Origin of the sequence: Streptomyces sp. NPDC001668 (assembly GCF_042893155.1) — a bacterium.
GTDB lineage: Bacteria > Actinomycetota > Actinomycetes > Streptomycetales > Streptomycetaceae > Streptomyces.
In genome coordinates this window covers 471,845-485,302 of sequence record NZ_JBIAUQ010000004.1, presented here as the reverse complement: position 1 = coordinate 485,302, position 13,458 = coordinate 471,845, and the positions used below count along the sequence as shown (strand labels likewise).

General features: G+C 72.1%; 14 protein-coding genes. 7 read left to right on the top strand and 7 right to left on the bottom strand.

The window, feature by feature from the left end; translation table 11 throughout:
* Positions 1-50 precede the first annotated feature (50 nt).
* The gene (locus ACFYZ8_RS15520; protein ID WP_388532863.1) at positions 51-1,571 is read left to right on the top strand and encodes a carboxylesterase/lipase family protein; all 1,521 of its coding nucleotides are present in this window, start codon (positions 51-53) and stop codon (positions 1,569-1,571) included.
* A gap of 31 nt (positions 1,572-1,602) precedes the next feature.
* Here the strand turns inward: ACFYZ8_RS15520 and ACFYZ8_RS15515 are convergent, their stop codons facing one another.
* The gene (locus ACFYZ8_RS15515) at positions 1,603-2,568 is read right to left on the bottom strand and encodes a pirin family protein (protein WP_359031254.1); all 966 of its coding nucleotides are present in this window, start codon (positions 2,566-2,568) and stop codon (positions 1,603-1,605) included.
* 135 nt (positions 2,569-2,703) lie between these two features.
* On the opposite strand from ACFYZ8_RS15515, the gene ACFYZ8_RS15510 reads away from it, so the two are divergent.
* From ACFYZ8_RS15510 to ACFYZ8_RS15500, 3 genes are all read left to right on the top strand, one after another.
* Positions 2,704-3,186, top strand: a complete 483-nt coding sequence (locus ACFYZ8_RS15510) for a MarR family winged helix-turn-helix transcriptional regulator (protein WP_388532861.1) — start codon at positions 2,704-2,706, stop codon at positions 3,184-3,186.
* Positions 3,183-3,665, top strand: coding sequence for a MarR family transcriptional regulator (locus ACFYZ8_RS15505; protein ID WP_388532860.1), 483 nt, complete (start codon positions 3,183-3,185; stop codon positions 3,663-3,665). The genes ACFYZ8_RS15510 and ACFYZ8_RS15505 overlap by 4 nt, the downstream gene beginning before the upstream one ends.
* Positions 3,666-3,752: 87 nt before the next feature.
* Entirely contained in the window at positions 3,753-4,094 is a 342-nt protein-coding gene (locus ACFYZ8_RS15500; RefSeq protein ID WP_123993704.1) for a tetratricopeptide repeat protein, read from the top strand.
* Positions 4,095-4,149: 55 nt separating this feature from the next.
* On the opposite strand, the gene ACFYZ8_RS15495 is transcribed toward ACFYZ8_RS15500, so the two are convergent.
* Entirely contained in the window at positions 4,150-5,547 is a 1,398-nt protein-coding gene (locus ACFYZ8_RS15495) for a PepSY domain-containing protein (protein ID WP_359031251.1), read from the bottom strand.
* Between the two features lie 121 nt (positions 5,548-5,668).
* On the opposite strand from ACFYZ8_RS15495, the gene ACFYZ8_RS15490 reads away from it, so the two are divergent.
* Positions 5,669-6,316 carry a peptide deformylase gene (locus ACFYZ8_RS15490; RefSeq protein ID WP_388532856.1) on the top strand — a complete coding sequence of 216 codons (648 nt, stop codon included), beginning with the start codon at positions 5,669-5,671 and terminating at the stop codon, positions 6,314-6,316.
* On the opposite strand, the gene ACFYZ8_RS15485 is transcribed toward ACFYZ8_RS15490, so the two are convergent.
* The gene (locus ACFYZ8_RS15485) at positions 6,313-7,752 is read right to left on the bottom strand and encodes an NAD(P)/FAD-dependent oxidoreductase (protein ID WP_359031249.1); all 1,440 of its coding nucleotides are present in this window, start codon (positions 7,750-7,752) and stop codon (positions 6,313-6,315) included. The genes ACFYZ8_RS15490 and ACFYZ8_RS15485 overlap by 4 nt on opposite strands.
* 144 nt (positions 7,753-7,896) lie before the next feature.
* Between ACFYZ8_RS15485 and trxA the strand changes: the two genes are divergently transcribed.
* Complete coding sequence (trxA, locus tag ACFYZ8_RS15480; protein ID WP_053847702.1) at positions 7,897-8,283, top strand: thioredoxin; 387 nt, start codon at positions 7,897-7,899, stop codon at positions 8,281-8,283.
* Positions 8,284-8,286: 3 nt separating this feature from the next.
* Here the strand turns inward: trxA and ACFYZ8_RS15475 are convergent, their stop codons facing one another.
* Genes ACFYZ8_RS15475 through ACFYZ8_RS15460 form a run of 4 tightly spaced genes read right to left on the bottom strand, consistent with a single transcriptional unit; the run spans position 8,287 to position 12,705 of the window.
* Positions 8,287-9,723: a benzaldehyde dehydrogenase gene (locus ACFYZ8_RS15475; RefSeq protein ID WP_388532853.1), complete on the bottom strand. Its 1,437-nt coding sequence runs from the start codon at positions 9,721-9,723 to the stop codon at positions 8,287-8,289.
* A 30-nt stretch (positions 9,724-9,753) separates the two neighbouring features.
* Positions 9,754-10,932: a 4-hydroxybenzoate 3-monooxygenase gene (locus tag ACFYZ8_RS15470; RefSeq protein WP_388532851.1), complete on the bottom strand. Its 1,179-nt coding sequence runs from the start codon at positions 10,930-10,932 to the stop codon at positions 9,754-9,756.
* 16 nt (positions 10,933-10,948) lie between these two features.
* Entirely contained in the window at positions 10,949-11,983 is a 1,035-nt protein-coding gene (locus tag ACFYZ8_RS15465) for a LacI family DNA-binding transcriptional regulator (RefSeq protein WP_389049830.1), read from the bottom strand.
* 59 nt (positions 11,984-12,042) lie between these two features.
* Positions 12,043-12,705: a helix-turn-helix domain-containing protein gene (locus tag ACFYZ8_RS15460; RefSeq protein ID WP_359031245.1), complete on the bottom strand. Its 663-nt coding sequence runs from the start codon at positions 12,703-12,705 to the stop codon at positions 12,043-12,045.
* Between the two features lie 119 nt (positions 12,706-12,824).
* On the opposite strand from ACFYZ8_RS15460, the gene ACFYZ8_RS15455 reads away from it, so the two are divergent.
* Entirely contained in the window at positions 12,825-13,388 is a 564-nt protein-coding gene (locus ACFYZ8_RS15455) for an NADPH-dependent FMN reductase (protein ID WP_359031244.1), read from the top strand.
* Positions 13,389-13,458 lie beyond the last annotated feature (70 nt).

The following is a 13,458-nucleotide window of genomic DNA, read 5'->3' as shown; positions in this document are numbered from 1 at the left end:
CCCTTCCCCCTGCGGACCGGCAGCCGAATGGCGGTCGAATGAGGAGACACATGAGCATCGACGGACATCCCGAGGTCACGACCGCGGCGGGCGCGGTGCGCGGCCACCACGTGGACGGGCTCGCGGTCTTCCGCGGCATCCCGTTCGCCCAGCCGCCGGTGGGTGCGCTGCGCTTCGGTGCGCCGCGAGTGGTGGACCGCTGGGACGGCGTCAGGGATGCCTTGACGTTCGGTCCGCCGCCCCCGCAGGAGCCGTTGGGCCCCGGCGCGGCTCCCTCCGGAACCGCGCCGGCAGGGGATGACTGGCTGACCGTCAACGTGTGGACACCGGACCCGGATCCGGCCGCACGACGCCCCGTCATGGTGTGGCTCTACGGCGGTGCCTACAAGTTCGGCTCCGCCGACGACCCGGCCTACGATGCCGGCCGCCTCGCCCGGGAGGGCGGCTTGGTCGTGGTCACGTTGAACTACCGCGTCGGAATCGAAGGGTTCCTGCGCATCGAGGGCGCACCCGCCAACCGTGGCCTGCTCGACCAGGTCGCCGGCCTGGAGTGGGTGCGCCAGAACATCGCTGCCTTCGGAGGCGATCCGGACCAGGTCACCGTCTTCGGCGAGTCGGCCGGCGCCGGGTCCGTCGCCGCCCTCATGGCGATGGACCGGGCGCGAGGGCTGTTCCAGCGGGCCATCGCACAGAGCGTGCCGGGCACGTTCTTCTCCGACGCGCTGGCGGCGGACATCGCCGAGGTCATGACCGGCGCACTCGGCCTGCACCCGACGGTGGACGACCTCTCGGCTGTCGACCCTCGCAAGCTGACCGAGGCCGGGGCCGCACTCGCACCCAGGATGCGTGAGTACGCGCACCGCTGGGGCCCCGTGGCCTTCACTCCCACCCCGTTCTCACCCGTCGTCGACGGCGACGTCCTGGCCGCCACGCCGTGGGAGGCGCTGGCGAGCGGTGCCGCGCGGGACGTGGACCTGATCGTGGGACACAACCGGGACGAGTTCCGGCTCTTTCTCCTGCTGAGCGGGCTGCTGGGCCGAGTGGACGACCAGCTCGCCTCGCTGACCCTCGGTCTGTTCGGCCCGACAGCGGACGCCGAGCAGGCGTACCGCGCCGCGTTCCCGGATGCCTCACCGGAGTACCTGTTCGAACTCGTCCAGTCCGACTGGCTGTTCCGCATGCCCTCCCTGCATCTGGCGGAGGCGCACGTGGCCGGGGGAGGTCGGGCACACGTGTACGAGCTCACCTGGTCCGCTCCCGCGAACGGCGGAGCCCTCGGAGCCTGCCACGGCCTGGACGTGCCCCTGACCTTCGGCATCTACGGCGGCCTCGGCGAGATGCTGATCGGCCCCACGCCGTCACCCGAGACCGAGGCCCTCTCCACTCGCTTCCGCTCCGCCTGGGCCGCCTTCGCCACGACAGGAGACCCGGGCTGGACCGCCTACGACACCGAGGAGCGCCTCGTGCAGATCCTCGACGCCACCCCGAAGGTCGCCGCATATCCCGAGGAGGCCTCGCGGCAGCTGTGGGAGCGGCACACCTTCGCCCCGTTGCCCTTGGTGAACCGGTAGCGACCTCCGGCGGCGCATCGGCCCCGCAAGGTCAGCGCACCCTCCCCCGCGGCTTCAACGGCAGCGGCGGCAGCTCCGGCGCGGGCAGCGGAGCACCGTCGTACCCCTTCACCTCCCCGAAGCGGGACCCCGTCATCCAGTCGGCACGCGCCTGCTCGATCTCCTCCTGGGACCGTCCGATCCAGTTCCAGAACATGACCAGCTCCTCCTCGAACGGCTCGCCGCCCAGGAGCATCAGGGCCGCGTCCGACTCGGCGCGCAGCGGGAGTTCGGTGCGTCCGCAGCCCAGGTAGAGCATCGAGCCGGGCAGCACGGGCACCCCGTCCACCTGGGCCTCGCCGGACATGGACAGGACGGCGTACTCGAAGTCCGGTTCCAGCGGCAGGCGTACGTCCGTGCCGTGGGCGAGGGCCAGGTCGGCGCCGACGATGGGCGTGTACGCCGTTCCGGGTGAGCGGGCGCCGTCGAGGTCGCCCAGGATGAGCGTGGCCGTCAGGCCCGGGGCCGTGATCCGCGGCAGCTCGGTGTGGTGCTCGAAGTGCGGGTCGGTGTGGCGGTGCCCGTCCGGGAGGGCGACCCAGAGCTGGGCGCCGTGCAGGTAGCGGGCGTGGGACTTCGGGCTCTCCTCGGAGTGGCTGATCGCGCGGCCGGAGGTCATCAGGCCCAGCTCACGGGGGCGGATGGTCTGGAGGCTGCCGGTGGAGTCGCGGTGCAGGACCTCGCCCTGGTGCAGCCAGCTCACCGTCTGCAGGCCCATGTGCGGGTGCGGGGGCACCTGCATACCGGGCTCGTCGGCGATGTCGTCGGGGCCGTAGTGATCGACGAAGCACCAGGCGCCGACCATGCGGCGGCCCAGGTTGGGCAGCAGCCGGCGCACCTCGCTGGACTCGCCCAGCTTCACGTGGCGGGGGCTGAGGAGTTCGCGCACGGGTTCCGCCACCACGAAGCCGCGGCCGCCGCACAGGGCGGGAACCGCCTGGCGATCAAGATTGCTCATGGCGCCCAACCTAGTCCTGTGAGGCGTTTCCCGTCAGGCCGTCCTCCGGGGTCCGCGCGGGGCTGCCGCGCGCCCCCTCAGCGGGCCGCTCGAAAATAGTAGCCATGGATATAGTAGCCATGTACGGTATCGAGCATGAGTACGGCATCCGAGGGCGCGACGCCCGGCTTCCTGGTCTGGCGACTGTCGATGAAATGGCGGGTGGCGGTCGACCGCGCGGTGGCACCGCTCGGCCTGACGCACGCCCAGTACTCGCTGGTGGCCTCGCTGTACGGCATGCGGCGCGGCGGCGAACGCCCCAGCCAGCGACGCCTCGCCGACCACACCGGCCTCGAACCGCTCTACGTCTCCAAGCTGGCGCGCTCCTTGGAGAGCGCCGGGCTCCTGGAGCGCACCCGCGACCCGCGCGACCCGCGCGCGGTGCAACTGGAGCTCACCGAGGAGGGCCGCGAGCGGACCCGGCAGGCCATCGAGGTGGTCCAGGGACTCCTGGGAAAGCTCCTCGCACCGCTCGGAGGCCTGGACAGCGCGCGAACGAAGGAGTTCGAGCGTGCGCTGACGACCCTGCTCGACGTACCTCTCGACCCGACGAACGAGAACCTCAAGGAGCAGCCATGACCACCGCCACCCCCGTCCTCAATCCCCGCGTCATAGCCCTGGCCCACTACGCGGCCCGCGCGGTTCTGGAGACCGTCCTGGCCCGCCACGGCGCGACCTTCCAGCAGTCCGTCACGCTACGGCTGGCCGCCGTCGCGGAAGGAGCGGTCGAACGCGGCCGTATCGTCGAGGACCTCGCCGGCTCACTCAAGATCGACACGGCCGAGGCGCACTCCGTGGTCGACGAGCTGATCTCGGCGGGCCTGCTGACGCCCCACGAGCCGACCCACGAGCCGACCCGCGAGTCGGCCCACGAGCCGTCCCGGCTGCGGATCACGGACGCCGGACGGGAGCTGTTCGAGACGACCTCCGCCGAGACCGCCCCCATCACCGCCCGGGTCTACGCCGGCATCCCCGCGGAGGATCTCGCGGTCGCCGGACGCGTCCTGAGCCTCATCACCGAGCGGGCCGACGAGGAGCTCGCCGCCCTGAAGGGGTAGGGCGACAGGGACAGGGCGACACACAAGTAGTGGAATTTTGAACCACCTCGGCCTGTTGTCGGCATCGAAGTCGAAGGAGGGCACGAGGTGGAGACGACGTACTACGACCACGGGACTCCGGCGGAGCGCTGGGAGCGCGCGCGGATGTTCTTCGACGCCAAGGAGTACGACACGGCGGCGCGGGTCCTGGACGGGCTGGTCGAGGAGGTCCCCGAGCAGACCGGACCGCGGCTGCTGCTGGCGCGCGCCTACTACCACTCGGCCCAACTGCGTCGCGCGGAGAGCGAGTTGCGGGTGATCGTCGAGCGAGACCCGGTCGAGCAGTACGCCCGGCTGATGCTCGGTCGCACGCTCCAGCGGCAGGGCCGCCACACCGAGGCCGAGCCGCACCTGCGCCTGGCCTCCGCGCTGGCGGGCGACTTCGAGTGACCCTTGCCGTCATGCGTGGGCCCGGTTCCCGAACGGAACCGGGCCCACGCGTGTCTCAGGCCGTCGCGGCCTTCCTCTTTTCCCGCCGGTGCGCGATCTCGCCGAGGATCACGTCGGCGACCACGAAGCCGGCCAGTGGAATGCCGAGCAGCGGTACGAAGTAGCCGAGGACGGCGACGGCCACCACACCCGGCACCAGGATCTGCGGCGGGACCTGCTGCCAGGCGCCGCGCGGGATCGGCCGGCCGAAGGCGGAACCCCGGCCGCGCTGCCACCACATGCGGTAGCCCCACACGATCAGCAGGACCAGCGACAGCGCGAGGAGCATCAGGGCGATCTGGTTGACCAGCCCGAACAGGACACCGGTGTGCAGGTCGATGCCCCAGCGGGTCAGCTTGGCGAGCAGCGGGTAGTCCGCGAACCGCAGCGTGTCGGTGACCTTGCCGCTGGTGGGGTCGACCGCGACCGAGTCCTGCTTCTCGGGCCAGCTGCGCTGCACCTGCCGTACGACATAGGCCGACGACTCGTCGGCGGGCGGCACGATCTCGACGGGGTCGCCGAGCCCTTCGGCGCGGGCCGCGGCCAGCACCTTGTCGAGGCCGACGCCGTGCTCGGCGCCGCCTGCCGCGGTGGACGCCCCGTGGCCCGCGTGGTCGCCGCCGGCGGCCGAGGAGACCGAGGGCGTGGACTGGCCCAGCGAGGTGCGCAGTTCGTCGATGTTGGCGCCGGCGTAGGTCGACCAGGTCAGTCCGGTCGCCGACAGGAAGAAGAACCCGGCCGCGGCCCACACGCCGACGGTGCCGTGCAGGCCGAGGGTGCGGCGGCGCCCGCTGGTGCCGCGGACCTTGCGCAGGGCGCGGCGGCGGGAGAACCACAGCACGATGCCGCCACCCGCGATCACCCACAGCCAGCTGGCGGCGAACTCGCTGTAGAGGCGGCCGTTCTCGCCGAGGTGGAGGTCGCGGTGGAACTCGTCGATCCAGGTGCGCAGCGGCAGCGCGCCGGTGGAGCCGTACTGCTCCAGCGCGCCGCGGACCTTGCCGGTGTACGGGTCCACGAACACGGCGAGGGTGCGGGCCGGGTCGACTCCCTTGACGCCCGCCAGCATCACCCGGGTGGTCGCGTCGGCCTCGGGAGAGGGCCGTACGGCCGAGACGGTCCCCTCGGGGTGGGCCTTGCGGGCGGCGGCGACCTGTTCGGAGATGGGCAGCTTGTGGTCGCCGACGGCGGGGACGGTCATCTCGTCGCGGTAGGCGATCTTCTCGGCCTGGAAGGAGCCGGCGTACAGGAAGCCGGTGACGGCGGCCACCAGCAGGAAGGGGGCGACCAGTACACCGGCGTAGAAGTGCAGTCGCAGGACGAGCGGGCGCAGCGGGGCCCATCTGCTGGGTGCCGGCGCCTGGACGGCCGGCCCGGGGGCCTCGTCCGTGGTGGTCGAGGGGGCGAGGGACATCGGCGGCTTCTCCGGGGGCTGGGGACGGTGGCGGTCCAGTAGTCGGAGGCGGGGGATGCCGAGTTCCCGGCAGTTCCAGTGACCTGCGTCACACGGGTGGTTCTCGTGGCATCCTGGCGCGATGGCAACTCCGAGTCCCCGCAAGCCCCTTGCCGAACTGGTCGAGGAACTCCTCACCACGGACGGCCCGCTCCCGATCGTCGCGGCCGGCGATCCGGTGCTGCGGCAGGGCATCGAGCCTTACGACGGCCACCTGGACGCCGCTCTCCTTTCCCGCTTCGTCGAGGCCCTCCGCATCACGATGCACGCCGCGCCCGGCGTCGGTCTCGCCGCTCCTCAGGTCGGGGTCCCCTTGCGGATCGCGGTGATCGAGGACCCCGCGCCGGTACCGGAGGAGGTACGGCTGGCGCGCGGACGCGTCCCGCAACCGTTCCGGGTGCTGGTCAACCCGTCGTACGAACCGGTCGGCACCGGGCGGGTGGCGTTCTTCGAGGGCTGTCTGAGCGTGCCGGGGTGGCAGGCCGTGGTGGCGCGGCCCGCCGAGGTGCGGCTGAGGTGCGAGGACGAGCACGGCCGCCCGGTCGACGAGGTGTTCACCGGCTGGCCCGCGCGGATCGTCCAGCACGAGACGGACCACCTCGACGGCATGCTCTACCTCGACCGTGCCGAGCCGCGCTCGCTGTCCTCGAACCAGGCGATGGCCGAGCGCTGGACGCAGCCGACGCCGGAGCGGGCGGCCGCGTCCCTCGGCTTCGAGCTGCCCTCCTAGTTGTCCCGGTACGCCTCGAGGAGCCGCAGCCACACCTCGCTGATCGTCGGGTACGACGGGACCGCGTGCCACAGCCTGCTGATCGGGACCTGGCCCGCGACCGCGATCGTCGCGGAGTGGATCAGTTCACCGACGCCGGGGCCGACGAAGGTGACGCCGAGGAGGATCTCGCGTTCCAGGTCGACGACCATGCGGGCGCGGCCGCGGTAGCCGTCGCCGTAGAGGCCGGCGCCCGACACCGAGGCGAGGTCGTAGTCGACCGCACGGACGCGGTGGCCCGCCTGTTCGGCCTCGGCCAGGGACAGGCCGACGGAGGCCGCCTCCGGGTCGGTGAAGACGACCTGGGGCACGGCGTCATGGTCGGCGGTCGCGGTGTGGGCGCCCCACGGGTCTTCCTGGACCGGGGCTCCGGCGGCGCGGGCGGCGATGGCGGCACCCGCGATACGGGCCTGGTACTTGCCCTGGTGGGTGAGGAGCGCGCGGTGGTTGACGTCGCCGACGGCGTAGAGCCAGTCGCTGCCGGTGACGCGGAGGCTGTCGTCGACCTCCAGCCAGCTGCCGGGCTTCCGGCCGATGGTGTCGAGGCCGATGTCGTCCGTGTGCGGGGCGCGGCCGGTGGCGAAGAGGATCTCGTCGGCCTCGATGCGGTCGCCGGTTCCGGTGACGACCACGACCGTGCCGTTCTCGCGGGTGACGGACTCGACCGAGGTACCGGTGCGGACGTCGACGCCCGCCTCGGTGAGCGCCTCGGCGACCAGCTCGCCTGCGAAGGGCTCCATGCGGTTGAGCAGGCCCTTGCCGCGTACGAGGAGCGTGACCCGGGAGCCGAGGGCCTGCCAGGCGGTGGCCATCTCGGTGGCGACCACTCCCCCGCCGACCACGACGAGCCGTCCGGGCGCCGCCTTCGCGCTGGTCGCCTCGCGGCTGGTCCAGGGCTTGACCGCGTCGAGACCGGGCAGGTCGGGCAGGACGGCCCGGGTGCCGGTGCAGACGGCCACGGCGTGCCGGGCGGTCAGCACTTTCCGTGTGCCGTCGGGGGCGGTGACCGTGACCGTGCGCTCCCCGCTGAGACGGCCGTGGCCGCGGTGGATCTCGGCGCCGATGCTCTCCAGCCAGCCGACCTGGCCGTCGTCCTTCCAGTCGGAGGCCCAGTAGTCCCGGCGTGCGAGGACCGCGGCCGCGTCGAGGGGGCCCTGGACCGCGGCGCTCAGGCCGGGCAGGCGGCGCGCGTCCGCCTGGGCGATCACCGGCCGCAGCAGGGCCTTGCTGGGCATACAGGCCCAGTACGAGCACTCTCCGCCGATCAGCTCGCTCTCCACGACCGCGGTGGACAGGCCGGCCGCGCGGGTGCGGTCGGCCACGTTCTCCCCCACGGGCCCGGCACCGAGCACCACGACGTCGTAGGTGCTGTTCGCGATGTTTTCCGTTTCCGTCATGGGCCCAGTCTGGTGGGTGGTGTGCGCTCGGGCCACCAGGGGTACGCGCGCCGGACACCGCGTGGTGACAGCTGTGGAATACCCGGCCGGGCGGCCGTGTTGTGCCGACGGCTTCGCTTCGACACCAGGAAGAGGGATCACGTCATGAGCAGCACCGTGGAGCTCACCAAGGAGAACTTCGACCAGATGGTCACGGACAACGAGTTTGTCCTGATCGACTTCTGGGCGTCCTGGTGCGGTCCTTGCCGCCAGTTCGCGCCGGTCTACGAGAAGGCCGCCGAGGACAACCCCGACCTGGTCTTCGGCAAGGTGGACACCGAGGCGCAGCCGGAGCTGGCCGCGGCCTTCGGTATCCAGTCGATCCCGACGCTGATGATCGTCCGCGACCAGGTCGCGGTGTTCGCCCAGCCGGGCGCGCTGCCCGAATCGGCCCTGACGGACGTCATCGGGCAGGCCCGCAAGCTGGACATGGACGAGGTCCGCAAGTCCGTGGCCGCGCAGCAGGCCCAGGCCGAGCAGAACGGCGAGTAGCCCCTAGAAGGGGTACGTCGCCACGTCCGCGCGCACCGTCGTCCAGCGCACGTCGGTGAAGGCCTCCACATTGGCCTCGCCGCCGAAGCGGGCGCCGGTGCCGGACGCGGCGATACCGCCGAAGGGCGCGACCGCCTCGTCGTTCACGGTCTGGTCGTTGATGTGCACGATGCCGGTAGGGATCCGCTCCGCCAGGTCGAGACCGCGGGCCGCGTCCCCGGTGACGATGCCGAGCGAGAGGCCGTACGGCCCCGCGGCGGCCAGCGCGGCCGCCTCGTCGACGGTGCTGAAGGACCGTACGGGCGCGACGGGCCCGAAGACCTCCTCCGCGTAGGCGGGCGTGTTGTCGTCGAGGCCCGCGAGGACCGTCGGGCGGTAGAAGAGCTTGTCGTGCGTGCCTCCGGCGGCCAGCTTGGCGCCCTGGGCGGTGCTGGCCTCGACCAGGCCGCGCACCTTGGCGAGCTGGTTGTCGTCGATGATCGGCCCGAGGTGGACCTGCTCCTTGTTGGGGTCGCCGACGGCGAGCGAGTCGGCCTTGGCGGCCAGCCGCTCGACGTACTCCGCGTACAGCGATTCGTGGACCAGGTGGCGGCCCGTCGTCATGCAGATCTGGCCCTGGTGGAAGAAGGATCCCCAGGCCGCCGTGGAGATCACGGCCTCGATGTCGGCGTCCTCCAGGACGATCATCGCGGAGTTGCCGCCGAGCTCCAGGTGGGCGCGCTTGAGGTGGCGTCCGGCCGCCTCCCCCACCGCGCGGCCCGCCGCGGTCGAGCCGGTGAAGGAGATGACGGGGACGCGCGGGTCGGCGACCAGGGCCTGGCCGACGTCGGGGCCGCCGGGCAGGACATGGAACAGACCCTCGGGCAGCCCGGCCTCGGCGAAGACCGCGGCGAGGGAGAGCCCGCCGCAGACCGCGGTGCGCGGGTCCGGCTTGAGGATCACCGCGTTGCCGAGGGCGAGGGCCGGGGCGACGGAGCGGATGGAGAGGATCAGCGGGGCGTTGAAGGGCGAGATGACGCCCACCACGCCGACCGGGACCCGGCGCGTGTAGGACAGCCGGGGCGCCTCGCTGGGCAGCACCTGTCCCGCGGGGCGGGAGGCGAGGGCGGCGGCCTCGTAGCACTCCTGGGCGGCCACGTGCAGTTCGAAGTCGGCCTTGCCGGGGATGGACCCGGACTCGCGGACGAGCCATCCGCGCAGTTCGTCGGCGTGCGCGGCGAACAGGTCGCCGGCCTTGCGCAGCACGCCGGCCCGGACGAAGTGCGGGAGCCGGGCCCACTCGGTCTGGGCGGCGCGGGCGGCCTCGGCGGAGCGTGCCACGTCCTCGCCGCCGGCGAGGGTGACGGTGGCGAGGGTGTCGCCGGTGGCGGGCTCGGTGACCGCGTACTCAGGTCCCGACAGGGGGTGGGGCTGCCAGCTCTTGGGGTCGAGCAACGACATGACGGCTCTCCGTTCGATCACCGGTGGGACTCACACGGGGAGCGGTAGTCCCGTGTAGTTCGCGGCCAGTTCGGCGGCCGCATGGCGGGATGCGGTGATGCGGCGCAGCCGTGCGAGCTGCAGTCCGTTCTCGAACGCATCCCCGTTTGGTTGAGCGTGCAACATCCTAGTCATGTCGTACGAGAACCGCGTGGCCTGCCACACACGAGAAAGACACAACGCAGAATATCTGTCGATCAATTGTGTCGATCCCGTGCGGTACAGACCGGTCAGCGCACGGGCGAGGACGGACACGTCCGACACGGCGAGGTTGAGCCCCTTGGCCCCGGTCGGCGGCACGATGTGCGCGGCGTCGCCGGCGAGCAGGAGGCGGCCGTGCCGCATCGGTTCGTGGACGTGACTCCGCATGGGCGTCACCGACTTGGCGGTGATGGGGCCGCGGGCGAGGGTCCAGTCGGCGTCGATCGCGAAGCGTGCGGCGAGCTCGTCCCAGATCCGCTCGTCGGACCATTCGCCGGCCTCGGTGCCGTTGGGGACCTGGAGGTAGAGCCGGGAGACGGAGGGTGAGCGCATGCTGTGCAGGGCGAAACCGCGCTCCCCGCGCGCGTAGATCAACTCCTCGCAGGACGGGGCCACGTCGGCGAGGATCCCGAGCCAGGAGTACGGGTAGTCGTGCGCGTACGTCCGGCTCGTCGCCGTCGGGAAGGCTCCGCGCGAGATGCCGTGGAAGCCGTCGCAGCCCGCGACCCAGTCGCAGGTCAGCGTCTGTTCGCGGCCCTCGTGCAGGAACCGCACGACAGGGGTGTCGCTCTCCGGCTTCTCGACCGCCAGGGCCTCCGCCTCGAACAACAGCGGTGGCCCCTCGGCCAGTTGGAGCGCGACGAGGTCCTTCACGATCTCGGTCTGGGCGTAGATGGTGACCGTGCGGCCACCCGTGAGGACCGGGAAGTCGAGGTGGTGCTGCTCCCCCGCGAACCGCAGCTCGATGCCCTGGTGGACGAGCCCCTCGGCGTCCAGACGTCCGGCGGCGCCGCACGCGCGCAGGGCGTCGACCGTGCCCTGCTCCAGCATGCCCGCGCGCTGGCGGTGCTCGACGTACTCCCGGGTCCTGCTCTCCAGGACCACGCAGTCGATGCCGGCACGGTGCAGGAGGCGGGCGAGGAGCAGTCCGGCGGGGCCGCCGCCGATGATCCCGACCGTGGTGCGCATGGCAGGCCTCCCTGCGTCAGCTGGAGTCGCGCTCTACCACTGTGGCACCCAGCACCGTGTGCGTCTCGGGCGCGGTGCCCGGTTCGCGCACCGCTCGGTCGACCAGTTCGGCGAGGTCACGGCCGGACGGGAGCTCGAGGTGGACCGTGCTCAGCCGGGGCCGCAGCAGCCGGCCCAGGAGCAGGTCGTCGGCGCCGATCACCGCCGTGTCCTGGGGGATGCGGAGGCCCTCGTCCTGGAGAGCGCGCATTAACAGCATCGCGTACTCGTCGTTGTACGCGAACACGGCGTCCAGGTCGAGCTCCCGCCAGCGGGCGGCGAGCTTGGCCGCGGACCGCTCCTCGAAGGCGAGGGACAGCTCCGTCAAGGTGGCGTCCGTTCCGTGCAGGGCCCTGCGCACGCCTGCCAGTCGGGGCAGTGAGAAGGGCTCCAGGCCGGGCTCCTCGGGGACCACGACACCGATGCGGCGCCGGCCGCGGGCGTACAGGTGGGCGGCGGCACTGTGGCCGACGCCCGCGTGGTCCATGAGCAGGGCGTGGGCTCCCTCGACCGCCTCGGGGCCGAGGGTGACCACCGCCCGGGCTCCGGAGCGCCGGAGCAGGGCCACCCCCTGCGGGCCGAGTCCCGTGCCGGGCACCAGGACGGCGACCGGACGCAGCTCCGCCCAGGCGCGGGCGGCCTCGTCGCCCTGGAGGCCGACACTGCCGTACTGCACGACGGTGTAGTCCAACCGGCCCAGGGCCCACTGGAGTTCGCTGATGAACTGGCTGTACAGCGGGCCGACCGGGATGGAGGGGGCGGGCATCAGGACCATCCGACTGTGACCGGCGCGCAGGCTGCGGGCGGCCGCGTGCGGGACGTATCCGAGTTCCTTGGCGGCCTTGTGGACGCGGCGGCGCGTGGGCTCGCTGATCCGGACGGCGCTGGTGTTGTTGAGGACGTAGGAGACGGTCGCTCGCGAGACGCCGGCCAGGCGGGCCACGTCGGCGCTCGTGGGAACCGGGCGCGTCGCCGGGGAAACGGGCGCGGGCGTTTTCGGTATCTGCACCATGACGGTCGTCATCTTTGCAGAAGCTGTGACGGTGTTTCAGGCCGGGGCGCGGCCCGATCTCACGTCGGCGGATCGGTGCAGGTGAGCCGGGCGACGAGGTCGTCCCAGCCCTTCTCCAGGCGCTCCAGCGGCATCTGGCGCCTCCGGGTGAGGTGATGGATGGCGGCGGGATCGAGGTAGCCCATGAGGGCCTGGGCGAGGAGTTCGCAGTCCGCTTCCGGGACGGCCTGGCGCAGCAGCAGGGTCACATGGCTCTGGTGCACCCGGCGGGGCGCGGGGGTGAACCGGCGCTCCGGGCTCGGCTCGGCGGCCAGCTGCAGGTCCATTTCGTCGACGGACCGGCGCAGGGTGGCGCGGCCGAACGCGCGCAGCCGGTCGACGGGCGGCGCACCGGGGCCGAGCGGGGCGGGGCCGCTGAGGAAGGCCGCCTGGAAGTTCCGCTCGGAGTGGTCGAGCAGTGCCGTCAGCAGGCCGGTGCGGTCACCGAAGCGGCGGAAGACGGTGCCCTTGCCGACCGACGCGGCCGCGGCCACCGCCTCCATCGTGACCCCGGCCGCGCCGTGCTCCGCGACCAGGCGCGCCGCGGCCTCCAGGAGCCGGGCCCGGTTGCGGGCGGCGTCGGCGCGCAGGCAGGGCTCGTCCTCGGGGGCGCCGAGCTGAAGCAGCTCGGGCTCCCCGGTGGGATCCGGGGGAGTCGGCAGGGGGGGCAGGACGGCGGACATGAAATAAGCGTAAAGCAGCGGGAAGAAAACTGGACCGGGGTCCGCTTAAGGAGGTACAACATTAAGCGGACCCCGGTCCGCATCATTACGGCAATGTTTCAGCTCCCTTGGAGATTCGCATGTCTGTTCGCATTCTCGCGCTCGTCGGAAGCCTCCGCGCCGGTTCGCACAACCGTCAGCTCGCCGAGGCGGCCGTCAAGCACGCCCCCGAGGGCGCGGAGGTCGTGCTCTACGAGGGCCTGGCCGAGATCCCCTTCTACAACGAGGACATCGACGTGGAGGGCGACGTCCCCGCGGCCGCCGCCAAGCTGCGCGAGGCCGCGCAGGCCTCCGACGCGTTCCTGTTCTTCTCCCCCGAGTACAACGGCACCATCCCGGCCGTCCTGAAGAACGCCATCGACTGGCTGTCGCGCCCGTACGGCGCCGGCGCCTTCGGCGGCAAGCCCGTCGCCGTGGTCGGTACCGCGTTCGGTCAGTTCGGCGGCGTGTGGGCGCAGGACGAGACCCGCAAGGCCGTGGGCATCGCCGGCGGCAAGGTGCTCGAGGACGTCAAGCTGTCCATCCCGGGTTCGGTCGTGCGCTTCGCCGAGACGCACCCGGCCGACGACGCCGAGGTCGCCGCGCAGCTGACCGAGGTCGTCGCGCAGCTGCACAGCAACGCGGGTGAGGTCGCCGCGGCCTGACGCCTGCGGCAGCTCAACGGGGTCGGGGTTTTCTGCTCCGGCCCCTTTTGTGCGTCCGCTTCACCTCACA

Coding starts and splice junctions, on each gene's coding strand:
- ACFYZ8_RS15505 (WP_388532860.1), top strand. CDS start 3,183: ATGACCACCGCCACCCCCGTCCTCAATCCCCGCGTCATAGCCCTGGCC.
- ACFYZ8_RS15475 (WP_388532853.1), bottom strand. CDS start 9,723: ATGTCGTTGCTCGACCCCAAGAGCTGGCAGCCCCACCCCCTGTCGGGA.
- ACFYZ8_RS15460 (WP_359031245.1), bottom strand. CDS start 12,705: ATGTCCGCCGTCCTGCCCCCCCTGCCGACTCCCCCGGATCCCACCGGG.
- ACFYZ8_RS15470 (WP_388532851.1), bottom strand. CDS start 10,932: ATGCGCACCACGGTCGGGATCATCGGCGGCGGCCCCGCCGGACTGCTC.
- ACFYZ8_RS15465 (WP_389049830.1), bottom strand. CDS start 11,983: ATGGTGCAGATACCGAAAACGCCCGCGCCCGTTTCCCCGGCGACGCGC.
- ACFYZ8_RS15510 (WP_388532861.1), top strand. CDS start 2,704: ATGAGTACGGCATCCGAGGGCGCGACGCCCGGCTTCCTGGTCTGGCGA.
- ACFYZ8_RS15490 (WP_388532856.1), top strand. CDS start 5,669: ATGGCAACTCCGAGTCCCCGCAAGCCCCTTGCCGAACTGGTCGAGGAA.
- ACFYZ8_RS15495 (WP_359031251.1), bottom strand. CDS start 5,547: ATGTCCCTCGCCCCCTCGACCACCACGGACGAGGCCCCCGGGCCGGCC.
- ACFYZ8_RS15520 (WP_388532863.1), top strand. CDS start 51: ATGAGCATCGACGGACATCCCGAGGTCACGACCGCGGCGGGCGCGGTG.
- trxA (WP_053847702.1), top strand. CDS start 7,897: ATGAGCAGCACCGTGGAGCTCACCAAGGAGAACTTCGACCAGATGGTC.
- ACFYZ8_RS15455 (WP_359031244.1), top strand. CDS start 12,825: ATGTCTGTTCGCATTCTCGCGCTCGTCGGAAGCCTCCGCGCCGGTTCG.
- ACFYZ8_RS15515 (WP_359031254.1), bottom strand. CDS start 2,568: ATGAGCAATCTTGATCGCCAGGCGGTTCCCGCCCTGTGCGGCGGCCGC.
- ACFYZ8_RS15485 (WP_359031249.1), bottom strand. CDS start 7,752: ATGACGGAAACGGAAAACATCGCGAACAGCACCTACGACGTCGTGGTG.